The sequence below is a fragment of the Hwangdonia lutea genome (assembly GCF_032814565.1).
Lineage (GTDB): Bacteria > Bacteroidota > Bacteroidia > Flavobacteriales > Flavobacteriaceae > Hwangdonia > Hwangdonia lutea.
The window spans coordinates 1,187,145-1,212,549 of sequence record NZ_CP136521.1; the positions used below are offsets into that span (position 1 = coordinate 1,187,145).

The 25,405-nt window shown below is 34.3% G+C and carries 19 protein-coding genes and 1 tRNA gene; 7 read left to right on the plus strand and 13 right to left on the minus strand.

Going from position 1 to position 25,405, the window contains the following annotated elements:
* Window positions 1-38: 38 nt before the first annotated feature.
* From RNZ46_RS05110 to RNZ46_RS05120, 3 genes are read right to left on the minus strand one after another with little or no spacing between them, the layout of a single operon-like run.
* Complete coding sequence (locus RNZ46_RS05110) at window positions 39-1,184, minus strand: tetratricopeptide repeat protein (RefSeq protein WP_316984302.1); 1,146 nt, start codon at window positions 1,182-1,184, stop codon at window positions 39-41.
* Window positions 1,177-3,642: an energy transducer TonB gene (locus RNZ46_RS05115; protein ID WP_316984303.1), complete on the minus strand. Its 2,466-nt coding sequence runs from the start codon at window positions 3,640-3,642 to the stop codon at window positions 1,177-1,179. The genes RNZ46_RS05110 and RNZ46_RS05115 overlap by 8 nt, the downstream gene beginning before the upstream one ends.
* Window positions 3,639-4,004, minus strand: coding sequence for a BlaI/MecI/CopY family transcriptional regulator (locus RNZ46_RS05120; RefSeq protein WP_316984304.1), 366 nt, complete (start codon window positions 4,002-4,004; stop codon window positions 3,639-3,641). The genes RNZ46_RS05115 and RNZ46_RS05120 overlap by 4 nt, the downstream gene beginning before the upstream one ends.
* Window positions 4,005-4,142: 138 nt before the next feature.
* On the opposite strand from RNZ46_RS05120, the gene RNZ46_RS05125 reads away from it, so the two are divergent.
* On the plus strand, window positions 4,143-4,646 hold the full coding sequence (locus RNZ46_RS05125) for a DUF456 domain-containing protein (RefSeq protein ID WP_316984305.1): 504 nt from the start codon (window positions 4,143-4,145) through the stop codon (window positions 4,644-4,646).
* Between the two features lie 275 nt (window positions 4,647-4,921).
* Here RNZ46_RS05125 and RNZ46_RS05130 read toward each other — a convergent pair whose 3' ends face one another.
* From RNZ46_RS05130 to RNZ46_RS05145, 4 genes are all read right to left on the minus strand, one after another.
* Window positions 4,922-5,596: a response regulator gene (locus RNZ46_RS05130; protein ID WP_316984306.1), complete on the minus strand. Its 675-nt coding sequence runs from the start codon at window positions 5,594-5,596 to the stop codon at window positions 4,922-4,924.
* A 10-nt stretch (window positions 5,597-5,606) separates the two neighbouring features.
* The gene (locus tag RNZ46_RS05135; protein ID WP_316984307.1) at window positions 5,607-7,442 is read right to left on the minus strand and encodes a tetratricopeptide repeat-containing sensor histidine kinase; all 1,836 of its coding nucleotides are present in this window, start codon (window positions 7,440-7,442) and stop codon (window positions 5,607-5,609) included.
* 114 nt (window positions 7,443-7,556) lie between these two features.
* The gene (locus RNZ46_RS05140; protein ID WP_316984308.1) at window positions 7,557-7,709 is read right to left on the minus strand and encodes a hypothetical protein; all 153 of its coding nucleotides are present in this window, start codon (window positions 7,707-7,709) and stop codon (window positions 7,557-7,559) included.
* Between the two features lie 391 nt (window positions 7,710-8,100).
* Window positions 8,101-9,108 (minus strand): LacI family DNA-binding transcriptional regulator, encoded by a 1,008-nt coding sequence (locus RNZ46_RS05145; RefSeq protein ID WP_316984309.1) that lies wholly within the window; start codon window positions 9,106-9,108, stop codon window positions 8,101-8,103.
* 553 nt (window positions 9,109-9,661) lie between these two features.
* Here RNZ46_RS05145 and RNZ46_RS05150 point away from each other — a divergent pair.
* The 6 genes from RNZ46_RS05150 (at window position 9,662) to RNZ46_RS05175 (ending at window position 21,056) form a co-directional block, all read left to right on the plus strand.
* Window positions 9,662-12,781, plus strand: a complete 3,120-nt coding sequence (locus RNZ46_RS05150; RefSeq protein WP_316984310.1) for a SusC/RagA family TonB-linked outer membrane protein — start codon at window positions 9,662-9,664, stop codon at window positions 12,779-12,781.
* A gap of 12 nt (window positions 12,782-12,793) precedes the next feature.
* Entirely contained in the window at window positions 12,794-14,719 is a 1,926-nt protein-coding gene (locus tag RNZ46_RS05155) for a SusD/RagB family nutrient-binding outer membrane lipoprotein (protein ID WP_316984311.1), read from the plus strand.
* Between the two features lie 104 nt (window positions 14,720-14,823).
* Window positions 14,824-18,135: a VCBS repeat-containing protein gene (locus tag RNZ46_RS05160; RefSeq protein WP_316984312.1), complete on the plus strand. Its 3,312-nt coding sequence runs from the start codon at window positions 14,824-14,826 to the stop codon at window positions 18,133-18,135.
* Between the two features lie 39 nt (window positions 18,136-18,174).
* Window positions 18,175-19,236, plus strand: a complete 1,062-nt coding sequence (locus RNZ46_RS05165) for a sensor histidine kinase (protein ID WP_316984313.1) — start codon at window positions 18,175-18,177, stop codon at window positions 19,234-19,236.
* Entirely contained in the window at window positions 19,233-19,955 is a 723-nt protein-coding gene (locus RNZ46_RS05170; protein WP_316984314.1) for a LytR/AlgR family response regulator transcription factor, read from the plus strand. The genes RNZ46_RS05165 and RNZ46_RS05170 overlap by 4 nt, the downstream gene beginning before the upstream one ends.
* 3 nt (window positions 19,956-19,958) lie before the next feature.
* A complete protein-coding gene (locus RNZ46_RS05175) occupies window positions 19,959-21,056 on the plus strand; it encodes an acyltransferase family protein (protein WP_316984315.1) in 1,098 nt (365 codons plus the stop codon).
* A gap of 206 nt (window positions 21,057-21,262) precedes the next feature.
* On the opposite strand, the gene RNZ46_RS05180 is transcribed toward RNZ46_RS05175, so the two are convergent.
* The 6 genes from RNZ46_RS05180 to trxA all read right to left on the minus strand — a co-directional run bounded on the left by RNZ46_RS05180 (window position 21,263) and on the right by trxA (window position 25,200).
* Window positions 21,263-21,406 carry a DUF5679 domain-containing protein gene (locus RNZ46_RS05180; protein WP_316984316.1) on the minus strand — a complete coding sequence of 48 codons (144 nt, stop codon included), beginning with the start codon at window positions 21,404-21,406 and terminating at the stop codon, window positions 21,263-21,265.
* A gap of 155 nt (window positions 21,407-21,561) precedes the next feature.
* Window positions 21,562-22,824 carry a hypothetical protein gene (locus RNZ46_RS05185; RefSeq protein WP_316984317.1) on the minus strand — a complete coding sequence of 421 codons (1,263 nt, stop codon included), beginning with the start codon at window positions 22,822-22,824 and terminating at the stop codon, window positions 21,562-21,564.
* Between the two features lie 256 nt (window positions 22,825-23,080).
* Window positions 23,081-23,154: transfer RNA gene (locus RNZ46_RS05190), tRNA-Asp, on the minus strand.
* An 80-nt stretch (window positions 23,155-23,234) separates the two neighbouring features.
* Window positions 23,235-24,164 carry a DUF58 domain-containing protein gene (locus tag RNZ46_RS05195; protein WP_316984318.1) on the minus strand — a complete coding sequence of 310 codons (930 nt, stop codon included), beginning with the start codon at window positions 24,162-24,164 and terminating at the stop codon, window positions 23,235-23,237.
* A gap of 94 nt (window positions 24,165-24,258) precedes the next feature.
* On the minus strand, window positions 24,259-24,798 hold the full coding sequence (locus tag RNZ46_RS05200) for a ClpP family protease (protein ID WP_316984319.1): 540 nt from the start codon (window positions 24,796-24,798) through the stop codon (window positions 24,259-24,261).
* An 84-nt stretch (window positions 24,799-24,882) separates the two neighbouring features.
* On the minus strand, window positions 24,883-25,200 hold the full coding sequence (gene trxA, locus RNZ46_RS05205) for a thioredoxin (protein ID WP_237240951.1): 318 nt from the start codon (window positions 25,198-25,200) through the stop codon (window positions 24,883-24,885).
* Window positions 25,201-25,405: the final 205 nt, after the last annotated feature.

Sequence of the window (25,405 nt, forward strand, 5' to 3'; positions counted from 1 at the left end):
ATTAAAACTGAAACCGAAAAGTACAATTTTTTTAGATTTTAATCTGCTTTCTTTTTTACTTTAAGAAACTTTTCTTTTTTAAGTTTCGAAATACGTTCATCGGCATAACCATTCAATTTACCATTTGGGAATTTTTTCTTAAAATCTTCAAACACTTTAATTTTGGCATCATAATCTGCGTAATAAGCTTCGAGTGTTATTGCCAGATGAAAATTAGAAAACTCGTTAGTAGGATTTTCTTTAACCGCTTTTTTTATAGCTTCTATACCTTCTTTATATTTTTTTTGCCGATTTAAAACCGTTGCCAGTTTTACATATTCTACATCCAATGGTTGGTCTAAAATGGATAAGGCCTTCGAAATATTTTTTTCTGCATTTTTAAAATCATCTATTTTTTCGTAATACGTTCCAATCACATAAATAGCCGTAGCATCTAACGGATTAAATTTTAAGGCCAATTCTCGCTGGGTTATTGCTTTTTCAAATTCAAATAATTGTGCGTAGCTCAAACTTAATTTTTCATGTATAAACTCTGAGGATTCACCTAATTCCAAAAGCTTTTCAAACCAAACAATAGCATTTTCAAATTGATGTCTTACATAATAGTTTTGCGCTTTCAAGCTTATTAATTGTTTGTTGTTTTTATAAGATGATAAGCCAACATCGATATATTTATCAACTAATTTATTATGCCCTTTTTTAAGATGAAATTTAGCTATTTTATAAATGGCTTTTTGATGCGTGCTGTCCAATTGAAACGCACTATAAAATCTATTTTGTGCCGTAGAGTCTTTTAATTGCTCTAAAGTTAAACCCAACTCGTAATGGAAATTTGGATTTTTATAATCGGTGTAAACCAATTTATTAAAAACTTCTGAGGCTCTTTTAAAGTTTTTAGTTCGGTATAAAAACTTACCGAAATCATATTTTAGCAATGTATTATTTGGGTTTGTTTCAACGCCTTTTTCATAATTAACTAAAGCCTCATCGTAATTGCCAATGGCGATGTATGCCTTTGCTATTTTATGATATACTTCAGGCAGATTATCGTGTTTTTTATATTGCGCAATAGCTTTACTATAATTGCCGTGGGCAAATAAATTATCGGCAATGTTTAAAACCGAAGTTTGTGCTTCGGTTTTAAATGATGATATTATAAAAACAATTAAGATTATTCTACTCATTTACTTGAAAAATTATGGGTAACGAATAAATTACATCTACTTTTTTACCACCTTGTTTTCCAGGAATCATTTTTGGTATAGATTTTAAAACACGAATAGCCTCAGCTTCCAAATCGGGGTGTGGCGCTCTGGATTTTTCTATTTCTATTTTTCCTTTTTTTGTTATTTTAAAAACCACGTTAATGCTTTGTCTGCCTTTTAAACCGAGTTGAGAAGCTAAATTGGTATTGAAATTTTTATTCACATATTCACTAATACCTCTGCTTGTACATGTTCTTTTTTCTTTTTCGGTTTTTAACGATTTGCATACTGGCAACATTGGTGCTTTATCAACAATAGCAAAGGGCAGTTCATTTGATGTATTTGATGCATCTGGTGCATTGTTAACGGTAACTTCATCAAGCATTTCTGTATCCTCAACCTCAAAAATAATAGGTAAGGAATATGGCACAGTTACCGCTTTACCACGTTGCACACCCGGTTTCATTTTTGGCAAAGCCGAAATTACACGTATCGCTTCAGCCTCTAAAGCGGGATGTGCAGCTCTGGAACGCACGCCTGTAATATGCCCTTCTTTATCAATTTTAAAAATAACATTAATGCGCTGTCTGCCACTTAAATTGTTTGCATCAGCTATTTTAGTGTTGAAATTTTCTGCTACAAAATTGCTGATTTTTTCGCTCATGCATTTTTTCTTTTCGGCATTGTTTCCTTCCTCACAACCTGGATAAACGGGTACATGTTCAATTACTGCAAAAGGGACTTCTATATCTTCTTCCATGTTTACTCCAAAAATATCCTTTTTCTTATTTTCTTGATAAGCAACAGTTTTAGTTTTATCGTCAGCCGTTTTATCTGCCACTTGAAATATTATGGGCAACGAATATGGCACCGTTACAGCTTTACCTTTTTGCTTTCCCGGAATCATTTTTGGCAAGGTTTTAATAACCCGAATGGCCTCTGCCTCTAAATCGGGGTGTGGCGCTCTGGAACGAATACCTTTAATTTGGCCCTCAGTATCAATTTTAAAAATAACATTGATGCGCTGTCTGCCAGTTAAACCCAACGTGTTGGCTAAACCCGTATTAAAGTTGCGCTGTACATGTTTTGAAATGTTTTCGGATATGCATTTTTTTTGTTCTTCGCTTGTTAAATCTTCACAACCTGGATATATAGGAACTTGGTCAATAACTGCAAATGGGACTTCAACATCGTTTAAAACATCCGCAAATAATGGATTGTTCAACCCATCATCACTTGTTAAAACAAGTAAGTTTTTTAATTCTTTTTCTTCCGCATCGTTTAAATTTCCTTGCACTTGAATTTGCTCAAACACTGCAGAGATTTTTTCAACCAATTCTGATTTTGATTCTTGATTTGTAAATCTTAGTACTTCTTCTACCAAATTAGCATTAAAGGTTTCTTCCTTTACGATGTCCAGCAAAAGACTCAAACCTTTTTCTTCTTCTTTATTTACATGACCTTGAACTGCTATTTGCTCTTTTACCGCTTTTATTTTCTTTACTAATGGGCTCTCCTTTTTTTGTTCAGTATTAGTATTATTTTTTTTGTTTTGTGCATTTAGGGTTTGCGTACAGGATGTATAAACCAACATCCCAAAAACCAACGGAATAAGCAACGCATATTTTAATAAATTAATTTGTTTTGATTTTGTTTTTGATAACATAACGATTCGTTTTTTGATTAATGATTGTTTAAAAAATGTATTGATGAATGATATATTTTTGGTCTCGAAAACCTCAGCCAAAAGGTTTTGATAATACTGTGCTTTATTTTGATGTTTTACCGCATGGGCATCGGCAATAAACTCGTGCAATGTCGCCATTCGGCTTTGGTAGATGTACACAAACGGATTAAACCAAAAAACGATACGCAACACCTCAAAAAACAATAAATCAAAGGTGTGTTTTTGTTGCGTGTGGATTAGCTCGTGTTTTAAAATGGTTTCTTTGTCTTCCGCTTTAAGCTTTTCCCCTAAAAATATATAATGGAAAAACGAAAATGCCGCGGTGCTGTTTAACAATTCAACCAGCACTATATTGCCCACGGATTGTTTTGGATTTTTAACCACCAAAGCAGCTATTTTAAAAATTTTATATAAAAACAATAAGAACGCGATAATTAAACCAATGTAAAACACCAACTCCCAAACCTGTACGGAATGCTGCTTTAAAACCACAGCATTTAATGCAACGGTGTTGTTTGCATTGGCATCAGATTGCCCCAAAACGACTTCGGGCAATGTAATAATATAATTTTGCGGCACTACCTTTTTGAAGCTTTCCAATTTTATAAACGGAAGAATTAGCGATAGCATAGCGGTGGCCAAGAGGTATAACCTGTTCCATTTAAAAAAGGTGTCGCGTTTTAAAAACACATCGTAAGCCAATAAAAAAATGAGTTGAAACGCTACGGTTTGTAATATATAATGTATCATTTTTTGGCATTTTTATTAATTTCCTTTAAAACCGATTCCAACTCGTTTAAACTAATATCGTTTTTCTTTACAAAGAAAGACACCATGCTTTTAAACGACCCCTGAAAATAATTATCGACCAATTTATTTATGGATTGGTTGCTGTATTCCTGTTGCGGAACAATGGGGAAATACAAATGCCCTTTGCCCTGTTTTTCGTAATCTACAAAGCCTTTGCTCTCTAAAATCCGTACAATGGTCGATACGGTATTGTATGCCGGTTTTGGCTCGGGAAGCTCTTTTATTATAGCCTTTACATTGGCTTTTTTTAGTTGCCAAAGTATTTGCATAATATCTTCTTCGGCTTTGGTGAGCTGTTTCATTTTATGAGATTTTAATATTCAACTAAACTTTTAGTTAAACAAATATAACTAAAAAATTAGTTTAAACTAATTTTTTAGTTTAAAAATGTAACAAATTGCTAAGTTTAGCGTCATACTAAGGCATATTTAAACACGTTTATGGATATTATTTTAGTTATTGTTGCTGCCTTATTTCTTGTTTTAGGACTCATAGGCAGTTTCCTTCCCGTTTTACCCGGGCCCTTAACAAGTTGGATTGGCTTGTTAATAGTTCATTTAACAGAGGCCATTCCCATGGATAGGTCGTTTGTAATTATCACACTCGTTATTGCCATTCTCATTTGGGTTTTGGATTATATTATTCCCGCTATAGGCACGAAACGTTTTGGCGGCACAAAATCGGGGATGATCGGCACTACTTTAGGCTTAATTGTTGGGTTAATTGCCCCAATTCCGGGTGGTATTATTATTGGTCCTTTTGTTGGCGCACTTATTGGCGAACTGTTAAACAATGCCGACTCCAAAACAGCTTTTAAAGCCGCCTTTGGTTCGTTTATTGGGTTTTTAACTTCAACTTTTATAAAGTTTATAGTTGCCATTATTTATTTCGGACTGTTTATTGGCATTTTATGGGAGCATAAAAAAGCTCTTTTTTCATTTTAAAAAACGAAATGACTTAAAAAGAAGAACCCTGTGGGTCTCTCACCTCCACAGGGTTTTTGTAAATTGCTATTATCAACAAAAAAATTGAGGGATTAATTAATTTGAAGTGTTGATACCACAAATATATATATAACAAATAGCTTTGAACTGCGGAAAACCCACAGCAGTTTTACGGGTAAATGATAGAATTAAGGTATAGCAATGCTTTTGCGGTGAAAAAAAAATGATAAAAAATGGAAATAAAATTGAAAAAAGCTTTTTAAGTAATATTTAAACTACACAAAACCTTCTTTTCGGGCGTTTTTTATTAAAGTTTCATCTTGCCCATCGTGCACCGAAAACAGTTCCCTGAGTTGCTTTTTTCTCTTTTCTATGGCACTTATGGATATGTCTAAATGAGAGGCTAAATTTTTGGTTCGTACACCTTGAGATAGTAAATGGAGTATCTTTCTGTTTTTATCATCAATTACAATATCGCTTGTAATGGTTTTTCTTATATGCCTATTTACGGTGCCGCTATAAAATGGCGGATTGTTAAGTACCGCTTGAAAGGCACTTGCCAGTTCGCTTGATGTTAAATCGCTTTTAATTAAAAACCCTTCCGGGTCTATGGTTTTAATAATATTGTGAATACGAAAAGATTCGTTAAACATGGTTAACACAATAATTTTGGCATTTGGTAAAATCTTTCGGGCATATTCTGCTAAATCTTCACCAGACTGCATAGTACCATCTGCAGATGGCGGCAAACTAATATCTACAAACAACACATTGTAAGGTCTGTTATTTTCAATCGATTTATTCATAAAAGCTAAGGCTTCGTCGCAATTATTTGCTATATCAATCGATAATTCCTGGTTGTCCTTTTTGGTAAATAGCAATGTGTTTTGATACCCTTCAATAATCATGGGGTGGTCATCAATCATTAGTATTTTAATTTGCTCAATCATGTCATTACAATTAATCTGTTTTAACCTTTATTTTTATGGTTGTGCCTTTGTTTAATTCTGATTTTATGGTTAATTCGCCTTTAATTTCTTCAACTCTCGAATTAATGTTTTTTAAACCAATGCCTTTTTTGGCTTTATTGACATCAAACCCAGAACCATTGTCGTTTATGGTTAAGCAAAATACGTTATTTTTAACTTCAAAACTAATTTTTACAAGAGTTGCATTAGCGTGTTTATAGATGTTTTGCAATGATTCTTGTATAATTCTGTAAATGTGAATTTTAGTTTTGTTCGATGCTTCTTCCCAATCGACATCCTTATTGTTTAATTCGTAATTAAAACCATAAGCTTTGGTTTGTGTTTCTATTAAGGTTTTAATTATATCCATAAACCCGGATCCAGAAACAAAATCGGTATTTAATTCGTGCGATACTTTTCTAATATCCTCTTCAATGGTTTTAAGTTCGTTAATATATTGGCTTCTGGTATTTATGGCTTCAACACTGGTGCCCATGTTTAAACTATCTAAGCTTAAGCGGGTTCCGAACAAACGTCCTAAAACACCATCGTGTAATTCCTGGGAAACCCGTTTTTTCTCTAATGTTCTTGCTTCTTCAATATTATCTTGCTGAGAAAGCATCAGGTTATAAATCTCCTCGTTGGTTTCTTGTTGTTGTTGGATAAATTTTAATTCTTTGTTTTTGTTTCTTTGAGTAACCACCAAGTATATTAAGAACGACGTTACAATTAATATGATTGAAATAATTAAAAGCCACAAGCGTTCGCGCGCAATCCTGATGTTTTCTTGTTCTATTTGATTGGTTTCATATTTAATTCTCGCAAATTTATTTCTGATAGTTCGTTCGGCCTTTTGCAGACTATCACTAAGTGATATATAATCTTTTAAATATTTGGCAGCGGTGTTTCCTTCTTCAACTTTTGAAAGTAATAAGAGTGATTTTAATAAATCGTCGTTATGATATTGCTCTGAAATATCTTTAGCCCTATAAGCATAGTGTAAAGCTGAGTCTGTTACATTTTTATCATGGTAGTATTCTGCTAAATGCTGATTTATTACAATGGAATTATAACTTGCCGCGCTGTTATTTAAACTGTCGCAAATTCTTAAGGCTTTTAAATATAAATCTGGTAATTGCTCTTCGTTTTGTGTTAAATACAAGGTGTGCGCATAGTTATCGAGTACCAGTGCATAAAAATCTGGTCGTTCGTTAACCAAATTTTTATTTTTTAAAATTTGACCATAAAAATCTAAGGCTAATTTATACTGTTGAGAGTTTTTATATGATAATGCCAAATTGTTTTTAGAATTATCAATGGTTGCTTTTGTATTGCCTTTCAGTTTTCTTTTAATGGCTAAAGCTTTTTTATGGTATGAAATGGACTCGTCGTACAATTCTAATTGGTCGAAAACCAATCCTAAGTTATTGAATAAAAACGACTTATACTTATCAACTTCATTTGTTTTTTCTAATTGATTTAATAGCGAAATAGCTTCAACCGAGGTGACTTCGCTGCCCGTAAAATCTTTTTCATCTTTCTGAATCACGGCAATACCATACAAGGTTTTAGCTATTTTCAATTTGTTGTTAAACTTTCTGTAAATCTGTTCGGCTTTGTGGTAGTGGTAATAGGCGCTATCGGCTAAAATACTATATCGATAGCCTTCTCCTATTTTATAATGAGCATCTGCAAACAGTAAGGAATCTTGAGAATTAGCCAATCCATTTTTCTGAATAGAATCTATGACTTTAAAAGTTTTAGTTTCCTGAGCCTGAGCTGAAGTAATAAATGTAAAAAGACTTATGTAAAAAAATATAATTTTCAATTAAAGGCAAGATTAACTATTTCCTCAAATGTATTTATAATTTTTTAATTTATAGATATAAAAAAAGGCTCCACCTAAATAAGACGGAACCTTTGATGTTAACTTATTATTTTTTTAGTCATTTACGCCACCTCCTGTATAAGGTGTGGTTTCTTCAGTTTGGTCACCATCGTTTAAAACATCATCTTCGTTTAAATCTTGTTTGGTACATGATGTAAATGCAGTTAAAAGTAACGCTAGTAATAAAGTAATTTTTAAAGCTTTCATAATTAATTCGGTTTTTAGGTTAAAATTATTTTCTATTTTATTTCTGTTTATTCTATTTATTTTCAAATACTTAAAATATGGTCAAGATTTTCGATTTTTAAAAAAACCAACATCTTGTGAGAGAAAAAAAATGGATAATTAACTTAAAAATCGAAATGCACGAAAGCGCATAGATTTTTTATTTTACTATGAGGGATTTATGATTATAAAATCACTTAAAATGGACTAATAATTACTAATTAGCAGAGGGAGTTGATGTGGGTTGCTAATTTTAAGGGAGGTAAAAATAGATTGAAATAGATTAATTCCGTAATTTAATCGACAAAATGGTTGTTTTTATCGACAAACAGCAATTTTTTGTAGCTATAATACACAACTCCCTGTTGAAAAATTACAAAGTGGAACCGTTTTTTACTAAGCTTGTTTTAACAATTTTGGTTTTAAATTCACTTGCTTCCCCGGATACATTCTGTAATCTATTAATGAGCATTTGCGCAGCATTGGCTCCAATTTCTTTAGCATGCTGCCTAATGGTGCTAAGCCGAGGTATGGAATGATTAGAAACCGATTGGCTAGAAAACCCAATTACCGATATGTCTTTTGGAACTTTAAGCCCAAAACTTGTAGCCACATTAATAGCAATAACCCCAGAAGCACTATCGGCAGAAATTACGGCATCAATGTTTTTATGCTGTTTCATAAAAGCTATTATTTTTTCTTGGGGATTATCTTCTTTTTTAATATTCAAGACCAACGGTTTGTGCGATTGGCTTTCTAAAATAGCTTTATTGTATCCTCGTTCTCTTAATTTCCCAACGCTTAAATCGTCAATATTGCTAAAAAAGGCTATTTGTTTTCTGTTTTCGTCCAACAAGTTTTTAGTGGCCCTGTAAGTGGCGTCAAAATCATCAACGATTACTTTATCGCACAATACATCGTGTGCCACCCTATCAAACATCACGATGGGCAAGCCTCGTTTTATGGTTTGTTTAAAATGTTCGATTTCATTTTTAATTTGGGTTTCTTCCGAAAGGCACAGAATAAATCCATCTACACTTCCGTTGGCCAATAATTGCAGGCTTTCCTTTTCTTTTTCTAAAGACTCGTTTGAAATACAGGTCATAATATTATAACCGTGTAATGACGCTTCGCGCTCTATACCAAACAATACCTTTGATAAAAAATGATTGAGTATATCTGGAATAATTACACCAATGGTGTTGGTTCTGTTTTGCTTTAAACTTAATGCTACCTTATTAGGTTTGTAATTATAAAGCTCCGCAAGTTCTTTAACACGCTTAATAGTTTCCTTGCCAATTTCCTCACTGTTATTTAATGCTTTTGAAACTGTAGATATTGAAACATTTAACTCTTTTGCCAATTGTTTTAAAGTAACCATTGCGTTCTCATTTTTATTTTAAAAGAATGCAATTTACAAAATTACACGATGTAACAAGATACACCCATAAAGTTCTTTTGTTTTTAAAAACCACTTTTTTACCATTAAATGCAAATTAAAGAAAAATCATTTTTTCAGAATATTACTACTTTTTCCATAATGGTTAATCACAAAACATATCTACTAAATAAAATTTTAACTTAATAAGTAAACTTTTTTTATTACATTTAATTCATATTAGTATATTTAAACTTGGGATTTTGTGATATACAAATGCATAATTGCTATTATTTTGCTCTCTTAGTTAAATTTTTGTTAATACCATCTATCGGCAGTTCATTGTTGTTCGTCATAAAAAACATGTTGTATATATATTATTTTTTATATCAAGATTAGAATTAAATATTTTGCATACTTATATATTGTATAATGTTTAAAAAATTAAAAATTAACTTAAACCAATTATAAATGATAAAAACTAACACCTAAACTAATTTAACCCTCAAGAAAAATCTTGAAGCAATCAAAATTAAAAACTAAATCAAAAAAAATTATGATCCAAAAATTACTAAAACTAATGTTTGTGTTTTGCTTGTTTAGCATGCAAAGTATTCAAGGCCAAAACACAATAACAGGTACTATTACAGATAGTGCAACTGGAATTCCACTTGGTGGAGCAAACGTTATTGAAAAAGGCACTACAAACGGGGTCTCTACAGATTTCGATGGAAACTACAGCATTACGGTTTCTAGCTCAACAGCAGTATTGGTCGTTTCCTATATAGGATACACCAATCAAGAAATTGCTGTTAACAATCAATCGGTTATTAACGTATCTTTATCAGAAGACGCAAGCCAATTAGACGAAGTTGTTGTAACGGCCTTAGGGATTAAAAGAGAACGTAAATCTTTAGGATATTCCGTTCAAGAAATCCAAGGCGCTTCAATATCTGAAGCTCGAGAACCAAATATGGTTAACGCCTTATCTGGCAAAATAACAGGATTACAAGTTATTAAGAGTAGTAACGGTCCTGCGGGCTCTTCTAAAATTGTATTAAGAGGTTATAGCTCGTTAACAAATAGCAATCAACCGTTAATTGTGGTAGATGGCACACCAATAAACAACTTTACTGGTTCGTCCAATGAAGGCTTTTGGAGCCCTTCTGCCGATTTAGGTAATGGTATAGCCGATATAAATCCAGATGATATTGAGACCTTATCTGTGTTAAAAGGTGCTTCGGCTGCGGCTTTATACGGATCGCGTGCCGGTAACGGGGTTATTTTAATAACAACCAAAACAGGTAAATCCAGTAAAGGCTTAGGTGTTTCGTACTCAGCAACAACGGGTTTCCACAGTATATTTATGAAACCTGATTTACAAAGTAGTTTTGGTCAAGGTTCTGTAGGTGTATATGACGAATATACTACAAGCAGTTGGGGTCCAAAAATTGCAGGACAAACGGAAACCGGACCTGAACAAGGATCTGTAGTTTTCGATAAAGCCTACGATAATATAGGTAACTACTATAAAAATGGATTCAGCCAAAACCATAGCCTATCTTTCCAAAACTCATCGGATTCGGGGTCTTTTTATGCCTCGGCTAATTATTTGGATGATGAAGGTATTTCACCGTCTGCCACACTTGAGCGTTTAAACTTGACGGCAAGAGGTGTTTCCAAATTTGGCAATGACAAAAGATGGACAGTTGATACGAAAGTACAGTACAATAAAACAACAGCCAACAACAGACCAAGAACTGGTTTTGGGGCCTTAAGCCAGTACCAAACTATTATCAATTTCCCACGTTCGCGTGATATTACTCAATATTCTGCTGGTGTAGATGAATTTGGCAATCAATTATGGTTCGACCCAAATTCGAATCAAATTAACCCATATTGGGCAAATAAAAGACGATTAAGCTACGATTCAAGAGACCGTTTTATTATAACGGGATCATTAAAGCATCAGTTTAATGATTGGTTACATGCCGAAATAAGAACAGGGGCAGATTTATATACCACAAATACAGAGTCTAAAGTATTTGCCGGAACATCAAGCACGTCTAGATATGGTCTAGGAAAAAGCACCTTTATTGAGCAAAATCACAGTGCTTTAATAGCAGCTTCTAAAGACAATATTTTTGGAAAATTTGGAGGCTCTATTACATTAGGGGGCAACTTAATGTCTACCGAGAGTAGTGGAATTAGCAGTAATTCAGGCGAATTATTAGTTCCAAATTTATTCAGCTTAAACAATGGTATTAATCCAGCGTCCGTTTCACAATCGTTTAGCGAAAAGAAGATAAATTCAGCTTATGGACTTTTTCAAATTAACTATGACGGTTATTTATTTTTAGATGTAACGGGACGTAACGATTGGTCATCAGCCCTTAGTAAAGAAAACAGATCGTTTTTCTACAAATCGATAAATGGTTCTTTAGTTATTTCTGATATGATAACCAAAAATGGAGGCGACTTACCAAGTTGGTTTACTTTTGGTAAGGTTAGAGCCTCGATTGCCGAGGTAGGAAATGATTTAGGGGCTTATTCGTTATACAATGCATTTTCTATAGGCAATGATCCACTAGGTAACACAACTGCCAGTACAAACAGCACATTGAGAAACCCTGACATTGTTAATGAGTTAATTGAAAATCTTGAGTTTGGTCTAGAAGCTCGTTTCTTTAACAATAGAGTTGGTGTAGATTTTACCTGGTATAAAACCAATGCAACCAATCAAATTATACCCATTCCTTTAGATCCATTTAGCGGCTATAACAATAAACTGATAAATGCCGGTAACATTCAAAATAAAGGTATTGAGGCCACTTTAAAAACCAGAATTTTAGATAATGAAGATGGTTTAACTTGGGACATGGACGTTAACTATTCAACTAACGAAAATATCGTAAAAGAATTAGACGCCGATGTTACGACATTTAACTTAGGTGGATTTGATAACTTTAATATTAGTGCAGATGTTGGTCAAGATTATGGTACTATCGTAGGATCAACCTTCAGAAGAGTTGAAGATGAATCTAGCCCATTTTTTGGAAGAATTTTGGTTGATGCCGATGGTTTACCCTTAGCCTCTACTGAGAAATCTGTTCTAGGTTCTCAAGTACCGGATGCCTTATTAGGGGTTACAAACATGTTAAGCTACAAAAACTTTTCTTTCAGTTTCCTAGTTAGTGCTAGCATTGGCGGTGAGATTTTCTCAGGCACCAATCATGCGCTACAAAGATCTGGTTTAGGTGCCGTTACTGTGGTTAATGGAGAAAGAAACGATATTGTATTTAATGGCGTTGTAGACGATGGTTCTGGAAATTTAAGTGAAAACACAACCGGAGCATCACCTCAAAACTATTGGGCAGCCATAACAGGACGTTCTGGAAACCTAGGTATTAACGAAGCCAATGTTTATGATGCAACACATGTGAGATTAAGAAATGTAAATTTAACTTACAATTTTGACAAAGCATGGTTAGACAAAATGCCATTCCAAGGATTGTCAATTGGCGTATCGGCCAACAATGTTTGGATGATCTCAAGTAACTTAAATGGTGTAGATCCAGAATCGGTAAATGGTACAAATACCAATGCTACTGGTTTCGAAAACTTAGCGCCACCAACAACAAGAACTGTATTTTTTAATATAGCTGCTAAATTTTAAAAAAGAAAAATTATGAAAAAAGTATTAAGTAAAAAACTAGCACTAATTTGTGCGACACTATTGATTTTTTCATGTAGTGATTTTGAAGAAATCAATAAAGATCCCTTGGCTGCTACGGCAGAACAAGTAGAAGTAGAATTCTTTATCAATAATTCTATCGGAGCGGCACAGCAAGATCCACACATCGCCGAACGTGTATTTGTATTATATTGGAAAGATGCTTCAAGAACCTCGAGATTAGGCGTGCTTTCTCAAGGGCGTTCGAACGACGGATGGACCAATGACTATTTTAATGGCTACATTTCTAAATGGTTATTGAATATCACAACTGCTATTACGGTGGCAGAAGAAAAAATTGCCACAGGAAACGTTAAGGAATATACTGAGAATTTATTGCATATAGCAAGAATTTGGAGAGTTTATATTATGAGCGAAATGACCGATGGTTTTGGACCAATTCCAATAAATGGCTTTCAAGGTGAAAACCCTGAATACAATAGCGTAGAAGACGTTTACATGTTTATGTTAGCAGAATTAAAAGATGCCGTTAGTAAAATAGACGAGTCCAACACCTTTAAACCGGATTCAGATTTAGATCAAGCGTTTGGTTACGATTATACCAAATGGAAACAATATGGAAATTCCATGAGAATGCGTTTGGCTATGCGCTTATCAGAGGTTGCGCCATCAGTAGCTCAACAACATTTTGAAGAAGCTGCCAATAGTGGTCAAATTATTGCCACACCTGCAGATGACATGAGAGTGTATGCTGGCGAAGGCTGGAATAGTTATACGAATCCGCAATCTAGACAATGGAATAGCCACTATATGACGGCGGCCTACAGAAATTTAGTTGTAGGCTTAGGTGGTGTAACCTCTGTTGACCAATTACCAGCTGATGATCAAGTGAACATTAAACCCGCTAATTATATGGGCTTAAAGTTTGATAATCACTTTACGCAACTTACAAACGATCCCGCTAAAGGCTTTTGGTTAGACGGACTACCAAACACCATCGATCCTAGAGCATACAAAACTTTCCCAATTCCTGGAAACCTGGATGATGAACAGTATAGTAATTTCCCAACTTGGAGTAATGCTCACACGCAATCTGAAAGAAGTTTAATTATTGGAGAAGCTGATAATGATGATAATGGTGAGACAGATGACATTACTCTTGACTGTGCCTTTACTTATAATGCTTTTGCCGCTGGAGACTGGGGCGAGGTCGGTGCTAAAAATCAATTGCGATCTCCTGGATCTTACCCGCGTTTAGGTCTAGACTTTAGAGGTGAAGGAGAGCGTGTGTTTTTCCCTTCTTGGGAAACTCATTTCCTAATAGCTGAAGCTGCTGCAAGAAACTGGACAACACCTATAAGTGGCAAAGAAGCTTATGAGACTGGTATCGCTCACAGTTTTGAATATTACGGTATCTCTGATCACGTATCAACCTATATCGCTTCAGAAGACTACAACAACGCAGGTACATCAGTAAGTTGGGACCACACTACAGAACCTCCTGCTAGCGTAACTATGGATTATATTGATGGTTATACGGGTGCTGCTGGAACTTACAGCTATACCTATCCTAATAACACTATTTATAAAGGAGGAAACGTTAAAAACGACCTTTTAAATAAAATTATTACGCAAAAGTTTATTGCATCGCATGCATGGATACCACTTGAAATATGGAACGACCATAGACGTTTAGGTTTACCATTCTTTGAAAATCCTGCGGTTGAAAACCCATTACCAGATTTACCACAATTAAATGCTGGAAATGTAATGACAAACCAAGTAGATTTCTTTGGACAGCGTATAAAATACCCTTCATCATTTGAAAATAATATTCCAGATGGTCATTCACAAGCTGTACAATTATTAGGAGGTCCGGACACGGTTCATACCCCATTATGGTGGGCTAAGCAAAATTAAATTACGATATAAAAAGTAATATTGTTAAAAGGGAGAATCTTATAGATTCTCCCTTTTTATTTTTTATATTTATCATTGAAATTAATTATAACAATAATAGTGTTTTGAAAAAAATAATTCTCTATACCATCCTAGGCTTTACACTGGTTAATTGCAACCAAAACAAATCATTTAAAACGATAAAGACTATTGAAAATAAACCTTCAAATGGCACCACGCTTTTTTCATTAATTCCCAATGAAAAAACAAGTTTCGATTTTCAAAATAATGTCGAAGAAACGGCAGATATAAATTTTTTAAATTATGGAAACATTTACAATGGCGGTGGTGTGGCTACTGCCGATTTTAACAACGACGGTTTGGTGGATATCTTTTTCATTTCCAATCAAAACGCCAACAAACTCTATTTAAACGAAGGCGATTTTAAATTTAAGGATATTACCGCAACCTCAGGACTAGAAGATCCCGAGGGATGGTCTAATGGGGTTTCGGTGGTTGATATTAATAATGATGGTTGGCTCGATATTTATATATGTAAATCCGGAACTGGCAAAACCAACTTTAACCAAGAAAACAAACTGTTTATCAATCAGAAAAACAACACATTTATTGATAAAGCCAAAGAGTGGAAAATTAATAACCCCGGATTTAGCACACAATCTTATTTTTTCGATTTTGACAAAGATGGGGATTTGGACATGTACCTGGTAAGCCACAGGCCAGATTTTGAGAATACGAGCAGACTAAACATGCGTATTGAAAGAGATTACTCAAGATTTAGCTCAGATATACTATATCGAAACGACGGCACACACTTTTCCGAAATCACACATCCTGCTGGCATGGTTAATAAAACATTTGGGCTCAGTGCCTCCATTGGCGATTTTAATAATGATGGCTGGCCCGATGTATATGTGTGTAACGATTTTTTAACACCAGACATGCTATATATAAACAACCAAGACGGTACGTTTACAAATGAAATTTTAGATAGAATAAAGCACACCTCATTTAGTAGCATGGGATCAGATTATGCCGATTTAAATAACGACGCCCACCCCGATTTATTTGTATTGGAAATGGCTTCTGAAGATCACGTTCGTAGCAAGCAAAATATGGCTTCAATGAATACAGAAAATTTTTGGGCTTTAGTTAAAAACGGCTATCATCACCAATACATGGTTAACACCTTACAGTTAAATCGAGGTAACGGAAAGTTTAGCGAAATAGCACAAATAAGCGGTTTAGCAAAAACCGATTGGAGTTGGGCGCCATTAATTGCCGATTTTGACAATGATGGATTGAAAGATATTTTTGTTACCAATGGCATTCTAAAGGATATGGCTAACCAAGATTTTAGAACCGAATTAAATAAAAGATTTTCAGGGAAAAACAAACCAAGTTTTCAAGAAATTACCGATTTACAACCCTCTACAAAACTTAGCAATTATAGTTTTAAAAACGAAGGTAACCTTAGTTTTACAAAAAACCCAGACCATTGGGGGTTAAAGGAAAAAACACAATCCAACGGTGCGGCTTATGCCGATTTTGACAATGACGGCGATTTGGATTTAATTATAAACAACATTAACGACACCCCCCTGCTTTACCAAAATAACGACACGAAAAATTTTATTCAAATTCAACTAAATGGTGATGCCAAAAACAAATTTGCCATTGGCACCAAAATAACCATAACGGCAAACAACATCAAGCAATACCAAGAATTATATACCAGCAGAGGTTTTATATCATCTGTTCAAAATATTGTGAATTTCGGTGTTGGTGATGCTCCAATTATCGATGAGATTTTAATCGAATGGCCAAACCAAAATATCACGACACTTACAAACGTAAAAGCCAATCAAATAATTTCAGTAAATCAGGATAGCGGCACTCCGAAAGAAAACAATAATCAAAAGAAAATTGAAACACTTTTAAAAAGTGGCAACCCTTCGGAACAAGGCATCGTTTATAAGCACAACGAAAATGAATTTGACGACTTTAAAGAACAAATTCTATTGCCCCACAGTCAGTCTACCAACGGGCCGTTTATCGATAAAGCCGATGTAAACGGCGACGGATTAGAAGATTTTTTTATTGGCGGCGCTAAAGACCAAAGTGGCGAATTATATATTCAGAATGAAGACGGAACCTTTAAAAAACAAAACACTACGGTTTGGAAAAAGGACAAACAATATGAAGATTTAGGTTTGCTTTTTATAGATGTCGATAACGATGATGATTTTGATCTATATGTTGTAAGTGGCGGTGCAGAGTTTGAAGAAAACAGCAGTCTTTACCAAGATAGGATTTATGTAAACGATGGCAATGGCAACTTTAGCAAAGGCGAAAACATACTGCCAAAAATAAATGCTAGCGGACAAGTTGTAAAAGCTTCGGATATTGATGGTGATGGCGATTTAGACCTATTTGTTGGCGGCCGTGTGATTCCAAACAAATATCCATATGCCCCGGAATCCTATATATTAATAAACGAAAATGGCAGGTTTTACAACAAAACAGAAACGATAGCACCCGCCATAAAAAACGTTGGGCTTGTAACCGATGCACTATTTACGGATTTTGATAACGATAACGATAAGGACTTAATTGTTGTTGGCGAATGGATGCCCATCACCATTTTTGAAAACAACAAAGGAAAGTTTACGCCGTTGGTTAACAATTCATTAAAAAACACCGAAGGTCTTTGGTTTAGTATTGAGGGTACAGATATTGACAATGACGGCGACACGGATTATTTTGTTGGCAATTTAGGATTAAACACCAAATACAAAGCCAGCACAGAAAAACCGTTCCATGTGTTTTGCGATGATTTTGATAATTCCGGAACTTTCGATATTGTATTAACTTCAAACTACAAAGGCACTTTGGTACCATCGAGAGGGCGCGAATGCTCGTCGCAACAAATGCCTTTTATAAAAGACAAATTCCCCACATATTTTGAGTTTGCCGAAGCTACTTTAGAAGATATCTACGGCAAAGAAGCTTTAGATAGAGCACTGCACCTTAAAGTACACATGTTGAACAGTGTATTTTTAGAAAACAATGGCGACGGCAGTTTTAATATTAAAAGCCTACCAAAAATGTTGCAAATTGCGCCAATAATGGATTTTGAGTTTGTTGATATTAATAACGATAAACACAAAGAGATTATAGCTGTTGGCAACCATTACTTTGCCGAAGTAGAAACGGTGCGCTACGATGCATCGTTGGGCAGTGTTTTATCTTATAAAGACAAAACCTTTAAAGTACTAGACATGGAACATACGGGCTTTGTAAATGAAGGAAACTCAAAAAACATCATTACCATCAACAAAAAAAATGACACCCTATTGTTATTCACAAACAACAATGATAAAGTTAATTTGTTTCATGTTCAAAATGCAGAATAATATACCTTTTTTGACATTACAAATAACGGGTGCTGCGCTATGAAAAAAAGCTTCATCAATTTTAAAAACAGAATAAAAGCCACTATCCCGTTAAGGTATCACGTTATATTTTGGCTAAGCTATTTTGTTTTTAATGTGATCCGCTGGGGCAGCTATAATGATGACTTTATATATTCCATAAAATCCAATCTTGTTGAGTTTCCCATTCATATCATACTGGTATATCTAAACATCTATTACCTCATTCCAAAATTCATTTTAAAAAGTAAATACTTTGCCTTCATATTAAGTTTAATAGCAGCCTTAGTATTTTCTTATTTTTTAAGGCTTGGTTTAAACTTAATGTTTGTCTCAGACGATATATGGATTAGCATGTATTCTACAATGCCAAACCAATCTATGTTTAATCATTTTTTATCAGAATTTATAGGTCAGATTTACGTTATTGCATTTGCCACGGCTATTAAAATCATAGTAGAATGGAGTATTGAAAAGAAGAGAAACGAAAAACTGTCACAATTACAGTTAAGCACCGAACTCAAGTTTTTACGCACTCAGGTACAACCCCATTTTTTCTTTAACACCCTAAACAACCTTTACGCACTATCACTTAATAAATCGAGTAGTTTGCCCCGATTAATCTTAAAACTGTCCAATATGATGGAATATGTGCTTTATGATGTAACCGATTCCAAAGCCGATTTACTTGAAGAAATAAGCCATATAAACAATTACATAGATATTGAAAACCTTAGGTTTAAAGACAGAATTGACACAGAATTACTCATTACAGGCGACTTAGAAGATGTTAAAGTGCCCCCATTATTGTTTATTACCTTTGTTGAAAACTGTTTTAAGCATGGTTTAAAAGGCAACGATAAGATTTCGATAAAAATGAGTTTTGAGATGGTTAATAAAAAATACCTCGAATTTAAAATTTCCAATAATTTTAATCCGTTGTTAGTTAATGATGAAAAAAAAGGAATAGGAATCTCCAATTCGTTAAGGCGATTAAAACTCTTGTTCGCAAAAGATTTTATACTACAACCCAGTGTGAATAACGATGTGTATAGCCTCTTTTTAAAAATTCCGGTAAAATGAAAATTAAATGTGTTATTATAGATGATGAACCTTTGGCGATAAGTGTTATTGAGAATCATTTAAAAAATTTCGACAATATTGAAGTAGTAGAAACCTTTAGCAATCCGGTAAAGGCTTTTGGTGTTTTACAACAAGAAAAAATTGATCTTGTTTTTTTAGACATCAATATGCCGCAAATGACCGGTTTTACTTTTATTGAAAACTTAAATGTTAAACCATTGGTTGTAATAACCACGGCATATCGGGAGTACGCCGTAAAAAGTTTTGAATTGGATGTGCTGGATTATTTAGTAAAACCCATACCTTTTAATCGTTTTTTAAAAACCATAAACAAGGTATACCAACACGCCTACACCAATACGCCCACTGGAGACGCTGCTTTAAACCAAGAGCCTCATATATTTTTAAAAGTTGATAAAAAATTAATCAAGGTTAACCTTAATGATATTTTGTTTATTGAAAGTTTAAAGGATTATATAAAAATAGCGACCACGCTAGGCGATTACGTAGTACACAAGTCGTTAACGGCAATTTCAGAAGAATTGCCACAATCAAATTTTATACGCGTACATCGCTCCTATAATATCTCCATTAATAAAATTGCGGCTTTAGAAGGCAACACTATTGAAATTGCTGGCCGAAGAATCCCTATTGGAAGAAACTACCTAAAGCAAACCAAAGAACGTATTTTTAACATTAAAGAAGGTAACGAAAGCTAAAACATGGATGTAAAACAAAGAATTGAATCCGTAGATATTCTTAGAGGATTTACCATTGCCGCAATGATTTTGGTTAACACGCCCGGAACTTGGAGCAAAGTATACGCACCATTGCTTCATGCCAATTGGCACGGGTTAACGCCAACAGATTTAATATTTCCGTTCTTTTTATTTATTGTCGGGATTTCAATTTCGTTTGCTTACAAAAACAAGCCAAACAACGCGACGACTTATAAAAAGATAATCATCCGCAGTTTAAAACTTATTGGTCTTGGACTGTTTTTAGGGTTGTTTTTGCCCTATCCACCATTTGTTAAAGATTTCGAGATTTTACGATTCCCTGGTGTTTTACAGCGGATTGGCGTTGTGTTTTTAGTTTCCGCCGTTTTATTTATGAATTGCAATTGGAAAACCTTACTAACCATTGGGCTTTCCATTTTAATTGGCTATTTTCTGCTTTTGGGTTTTGTACCGTTACCAGACGGAACATTGCCAACTTTTGATAGAGCGCCAAACAATTGGGCAAATTATATCGATTTAAATGTTCTGGGTAAACACATGTGGCAAGCAGATTACGATCCTGAAGGCATCTTGAGCACTTTACCGGCTGTTGCAACCTGTATTTCTGGTATTTTAGTGGGCCGCATCCTGTCTACAGTTAACTTTAATAAATTGACCTATTTGGTAATAACAGCTCTATTATTATTAGTTTCCGGTTATGTTTTCAGTATTTGGTTCCCCATAAACAAGGCTATTTGGAGTAGTAGTTTTGTATTAGTTACCAGTGGTTGGGCTACTTTAATTCTAGCTATTATTTACTATTTAACCGACGTGTTACAGTTCAAATTAGGCACTATTTTTAAGTATGTGGGCTCTAATGCCATTACTATATTTTTCTTATCGAGTTTTGTTTCCAAATGCTTTTCGTTAATAAAAGTAAATCCAGAACAAAGTATACATTCTTGGTTGTACAATACCATTTATGTTCAACCTTTTTTAGCCGATAAGTTGTCATCTTTACTTTATGCCCTTACCGTAGTAATGTTTTATATGGCTCTGGGCTATGTTTTATACAAGAAAAAAATATTTATTAAGGTTTAGCAAAACTAATATTTAACAAAAAAAGCTGCAATGTCTTGCAGCTTCTCAGTTCAAAAAAAAGTATGTAGTTCCCTGCAAACCCTTTTATTGATTAATAGCTATAGTTAGACCCTATCTTTTTTAAAAAGTCACATTTGTTTAAGTTTTAAACACTTTAAAAAAAGAGAGAAACCCAATCAACTTCGCTTTGTTTTTTGGAATCTATTTTAAGATTTCCCTAGTATTCTAAACATACCCGTTCCGCATGTAGGGCATTTGCCTTTCATGGCATTTCTACCATTTTTCATGGTGACTTCCGTAGCATCTTTTATTTCTTTCTTTTCTTTACATTTTACGCAATATCCTTCCATAATGTTTTAGTTTTTTTGGTTTTGTTAAATTATAATCTTCTTAAAGATAAACTATATCTCGAATGAGAGCAAATAAAAAGATAAATATTTACTTACGTTTTATATGTTAGGCTTAAATAAGTTTTAGTCATTTTATGTTGATATTTAATGCATAATTAAAATGCGCTCTTCACCTTGGTCCACTCTCGGTTATTTAGATTGATATCTCCATTAGGGTTATAAAATAAATTATCATTTTTTATATAGTTTCCATCACTATCCATCCAATACTCGGTAGATCCCGCACTTACTTGATAGTTTTTTCCTGACGATGGGTTGTAAACTGTCTCTTCTTCATTAATCATATTAACAAACTGATTTTGAGCCACATTACTGCCTGAACCAAAAGTTCTGTTCATAAACGACGCATGATTGGCATCTTGAGCTGCCCAAATACCTTTCATTTTTTGTTGATGTGCATTAAAAGCTGCCTGACGATTTCGCATGTTGATTCTATGCTGTTGTGCTGCTTTTTGTGCTCTTACCTGATTAAGTTGAGCCATATATTGTGTCCATTCCGTATTTTCTTTAGTGCTTTCCATAGCATTTAAAAGGTCGTTAATGGTATCCTCAAACTTATCTTCATCAACAAAAACATAATCTAAACTATAAAACCACATTAACATGGTATTGCCATTAAGAATTGGCTGTCCCATAGTTATTTTAGCCAGTGTTACTAAAGCCTTTTGTCCTTTTCCATTTGTCCATTCTGTGACAAAATGATCAAGTTGAGCCTGTTGTCCTCCTGTTTTATTTAAAATATTTCTTATATAATTTTGTGCTCGAGGTATCTTCCTTTGCCGTATTAGTTTAAAGCCACTATTTGCCATACGCTGGTTTACCTCATCTTGCATTATTTGCTGGTTACTTTTAACAGGGCGCATCATAGAAGATGTGCTGCTATATTGTTTCATCCATTGCGAAATTTGCGGATTTGGATAATGGATATAAAAGTAAATAGGTGTATTAAATGTTTTTAAATTACCTGGTCCTTGAATCTGCACAAGGTGCATGGGAATCTTTTGGTCTAATGTGTATATGGGTTTAGAAATTATTTGCCAATTTGCAGGGTACTTTGCAGAATTTACTACTAAGCCTGTTCTAGCGTCTACAAAGTCATGGCTTTTTTTACCACCTCCAAAAATGCTTTTAAGCAAACCCTTTTTTTGAGTTGGTTTTTGATGCCCGTTTACATTAGAATATTCTGAATAATCCTCAGTACGCTCTTCATAATCAAAACCATCTTCTTCTAGATAATTTTCTGTCTCTTCATAAAAGTCATCTTCGTAATATGACGTGTTACTATTTTGTGTGTTTTCTTTACAACTAAGAGTAAAAACTAAAACAGAAAGTATTAAAATAATTTTATTTGATGTCATGGTGTGTTAATATTAAGAAGTTTCTACTAACACAACGAGATACTAACTAAATGTCATCAAAAAAAATGCTATAAAACAAAAAAGCATCCCAATCTTCTTATTCAGAAAAAAGGAAAGCTTCTCATTGGTATACCTCCCGATAGCTATCGGGATTACTGGTATAACTACGTCCTAGATTTCTCTAGGAACAACACAACATCTTGCTTTTGCCAAAAAAAGCCCCAATTTCTCAGAGCTTTCTTATAGCAATTTTTTGCGGTCTGGACGGGACTCGAACCCGCGACCTTCGCCGTGACAGGGCGACATTCTAACCAACTGAACTACCAGACCGTTGCATTATTGCGGTTGCAAATATACACGCCTTTTTTTATATCTCAAATCTTTTTTTGTGTTTTTTCATAAAAAAATGGCTAAACAAATTTTTGACGCTCCACCATATACGTGGTTAGTACATTATTAAAATGGTTATTGATGTCTGCTTCCACATACTTAATTTTATATTGCCCACATTTTAAGCGCAATGCATCAAAATAATTGCTTACGGCTTTATTATAGTTGTCTTTAATGGCATCGGCATACAAATTAATGTGTTCTCCTGTTTCAACATCGATAAAGCGCTTGGGTTTATTATCAAAATCGAACTTTAGTTCTTTATCTTTATCAATTACATGAAATAATATAACCTCATGTTTATTATATTTTAAATGACGTAAAGCCTCAAATAATTTGACCTCATCCTCGGAAGTTTGAAACATGTCCGTAAACAGAAAAATCATGGATCGCCTATGAATCTTTTCTGCTATTTGATGTAAGTATCTATACGTTTCGGTCGTTTTATTCAAAGGTTTCGAAACCACGGCATCACTAAGTTGATTCAATAACATTCGATGGTGGCGTTCGCTCCCTTTTTCCGGGGCATAAAAATCGTAATTATCACTATATATACTTAAACCCACAGCGTCGCGCTGTTTTTTAAGCATGTGCATTAATACTGCCGAAGCCAATACTGAAAACCCAATTTTATTAAGTTTATCAATCGAAAAATCGTCCATCTCCGGATAATGCATCGAGCTGCTGTTGTCTATAATAATATGACAGCGCAAATTGGTTTCGTCGTCGTATCGCTTGGTGTAAAGTTTATCGGTTTTTGCAAATAGCTTCCAATCGATGTGCCGTGTGCTTTCGCCTTGATTGTATATTTTATGTTCGGCAAATTCGGCCGAAAACCCATGAAACGGACTCTTGTGCATCCCAGCAATAAACCCCTCGACCACTCGTTTTGCAAGTAATTCCAGGTTTTTAAATCCACTGGCTTTATTAAGTTCGTGCTGTAAATCCATGTTTAAGATGTTAGACCGCTTCGCTGTTAGAGTCAAGAAACAAGCATAAAAAAACTCAAAATTCTTCTTTTTTCTCTTTTCTATCTTCTATTTTCTAAATAACCGCGTCAACAATCCCATAAGCAACCGATTCTTCAGCGCCCATCCAATAATCGCGATTAAAATCTTTCATTATTTTTTCAAATGATTGCCCACAATTATCGGCTAAAATTTGAGCTCCAAGTTCTTTGGTTTTAAGTATTTCCTTGGCCTGAATTTCTATATTCGAAGCTTGCCCTCGTGCGCCACCACTGGGTTGATGAATCATTACACGTGCGTGGGGTTGTATAAAACGTTTGCCTTTTTGGCCAGCCGATAGTAAAATAGAACCCATTGATGCCGCTAAACCTGTGCAAATTGTAGAAACCTCGCTGTTTAACGATTTCATACAATCGTAAATAGCAAAACCAGAGGTTACGTAACCGCCTGGGCTATTTATATATAAATGTATATCCTTGGTTTCCAAAGCATCTAAATACAGTAACCTGTCTATAACATGTTTTGCAGAATCGTCATCAACCTGTCCCCACAAAAACACTTTGCGCGCTTCAATTAATTTGCTATCAATAGCATCCTGAACTTTATTTTTGTCCATAATTTGTATTTTAATTTTGCATCTAAAATAAAAAAAGGTTCACCATAAATGGCAAACCTTTTCGTTTTTCTTTTTAACTATCCGTTACAAAAGCGCATCAATAGCATCAGTATAAGCATTTTTAGGCGCTACACCAACTTGTCTTCCAACAACTTCTCCGTTTTGGAAAACCAATACCGTAGGGATGTTACGCACACCGTATTTTGCGGCAAATTCCTGATTTGCATCAACATCAACTTTACCTACAACAGCTTTACCTTCGTATTCGCCACTAATTTCTTCAATAACTGGGCCAACCATTCTACACGGTCCACACCACGCTGCCCAAAAGTCAACTAGTACAGGCTTATCGCTTTTTAAAACTGTTTCTTCAAACGTTGCATCTGTTATTTCTAATGCCATAATTTTATATTTTAATAGGTTTTACTTTTTTATTTATTTACAAATTTAGTCAAAATATTCTCTATAGCTTACAAACCAACAATTTGTTTTATTTATAACCTTATTGGATTAGGTTATTTCAATTTTTTTAGGGCGCAACCACTCCCGATAACTATCGGGAGGTCGGGCTATCCGCTATATCTTTTTTGCTTTAATGGCAAAAAAG

Coding starts and splice junctions, on each gene's coding strand:
- RNZ46_RS05110 (WP_316984302.1), bottom strand. CDS start 1,184: ATGAGTAGAATAATCTTAATTGTTTTTATAATATCATCATTTAAAACC.
- RNZ46_RS05180 (WP_316984316.1), bottom strand. CDS start 21,406: ATGGAAGGATATTGCGTAAAATGTAAAGAAAAGAAAGAAATAAAAGAT.
- RNZ46_RS05120 (WP_316984304.1), bottom strand. CDS start 4,004: ATGAAACAGCTCACCAAAGCCGAAGAAGATATTATGCAAATACTTTGG.
- RNZ46_RS05145 (WP_316984309.1), bottom strand. CDS start 9,108: ATGGTTACTTTAAAACAATTGGCAAAAGAGTTAAATGTTTCAATATCT.
- trxA (WP_237240951.1), bottom strand. CDS start 25,200: ATGGCATTAGAAATAACAGATGCAACGTTTGAAGAAACAGTTTTAAAA.
- RNZ46_RS05170 (WP_316984314.1), top strand. CDS start 19,233: ATGAAAATTAAATGTGTTATTATAGATGATGAACCTTTGGCGATAAGT.
- RNZ46_RS05115 (WP_316984303.1), bottom strand. CDS start 3,642: ATGATACATTATATATTACAAACCGTAGCGTTTCAACTCATTTTTTTA.
- RNZ46_RS05130 (WP_316984306.1), bottom strand. CDS start 5,596: ATGATTGAGCAAATTAAAATACTAATGATTGATGACCACCCCATGATT.
- RNZ46_RS05175 (WP_316984315.1), top strand. CDS start 19,959: ATGGATGTAAAACAAAGAATTGAATCCGTAGATATTCTTAGAGGATTT.
- RNZ46_RS05150 (WP_316984310.1), top strand. CDS start 9,662: ATGATCCAAAAATTACTAAAACTAATGTTTGTGTTTTGCTTGTTTAGC.
- RNZ46_RS05140 (WP_316984308.1), bottom strand. CDS start 7,709: ATGAAAGCTTTAAAAATTACTTTATTACTAGCGTTACTTTTAACTGCA.
- RNZ46_RS05125 (WP_316984305.1), top strand. CDS start 4,143: ATGGATATTATTTTAGTTATTGTTGCTGCCTTATTTCTTGTTTTAGGA.
- RNZ46_RS05185 (WP_316984317.1), bottom strand. CDS start 22,824: ATGACATCAAATAAAATTATTTTAATACTTTCTGTTTTAGTTTTTACT.
- RNZ46_RS05195 (WP_316984318.1), bottom strand. CDS start 24,164: ATGGATTTACAGCACGAACTTAATAAAGCCAGTGGATTTAAAAACCTG.
- RNZ46_RS05165 (WP_316984313.1), top strand. CDS start 18,175: ATGAAAAAAAGCTTCATCAATTTTAAAAACAGAATAAAAGCCACTATC.
- RNZ46_RS05155 (WP_316984311.1), top strand. CDS start 12,794: ATGAAAAAAGTATTAAGTAAAAAACTAGCACTAATTTGTGCGACACTA.
- RNZ46_RS05200 (WP_316984319.1), bottom strand. CDS start 24,798: ATGGACAAAAATAAAGTTCAGGATGCTATTGATAGCAAATTAATTGAA.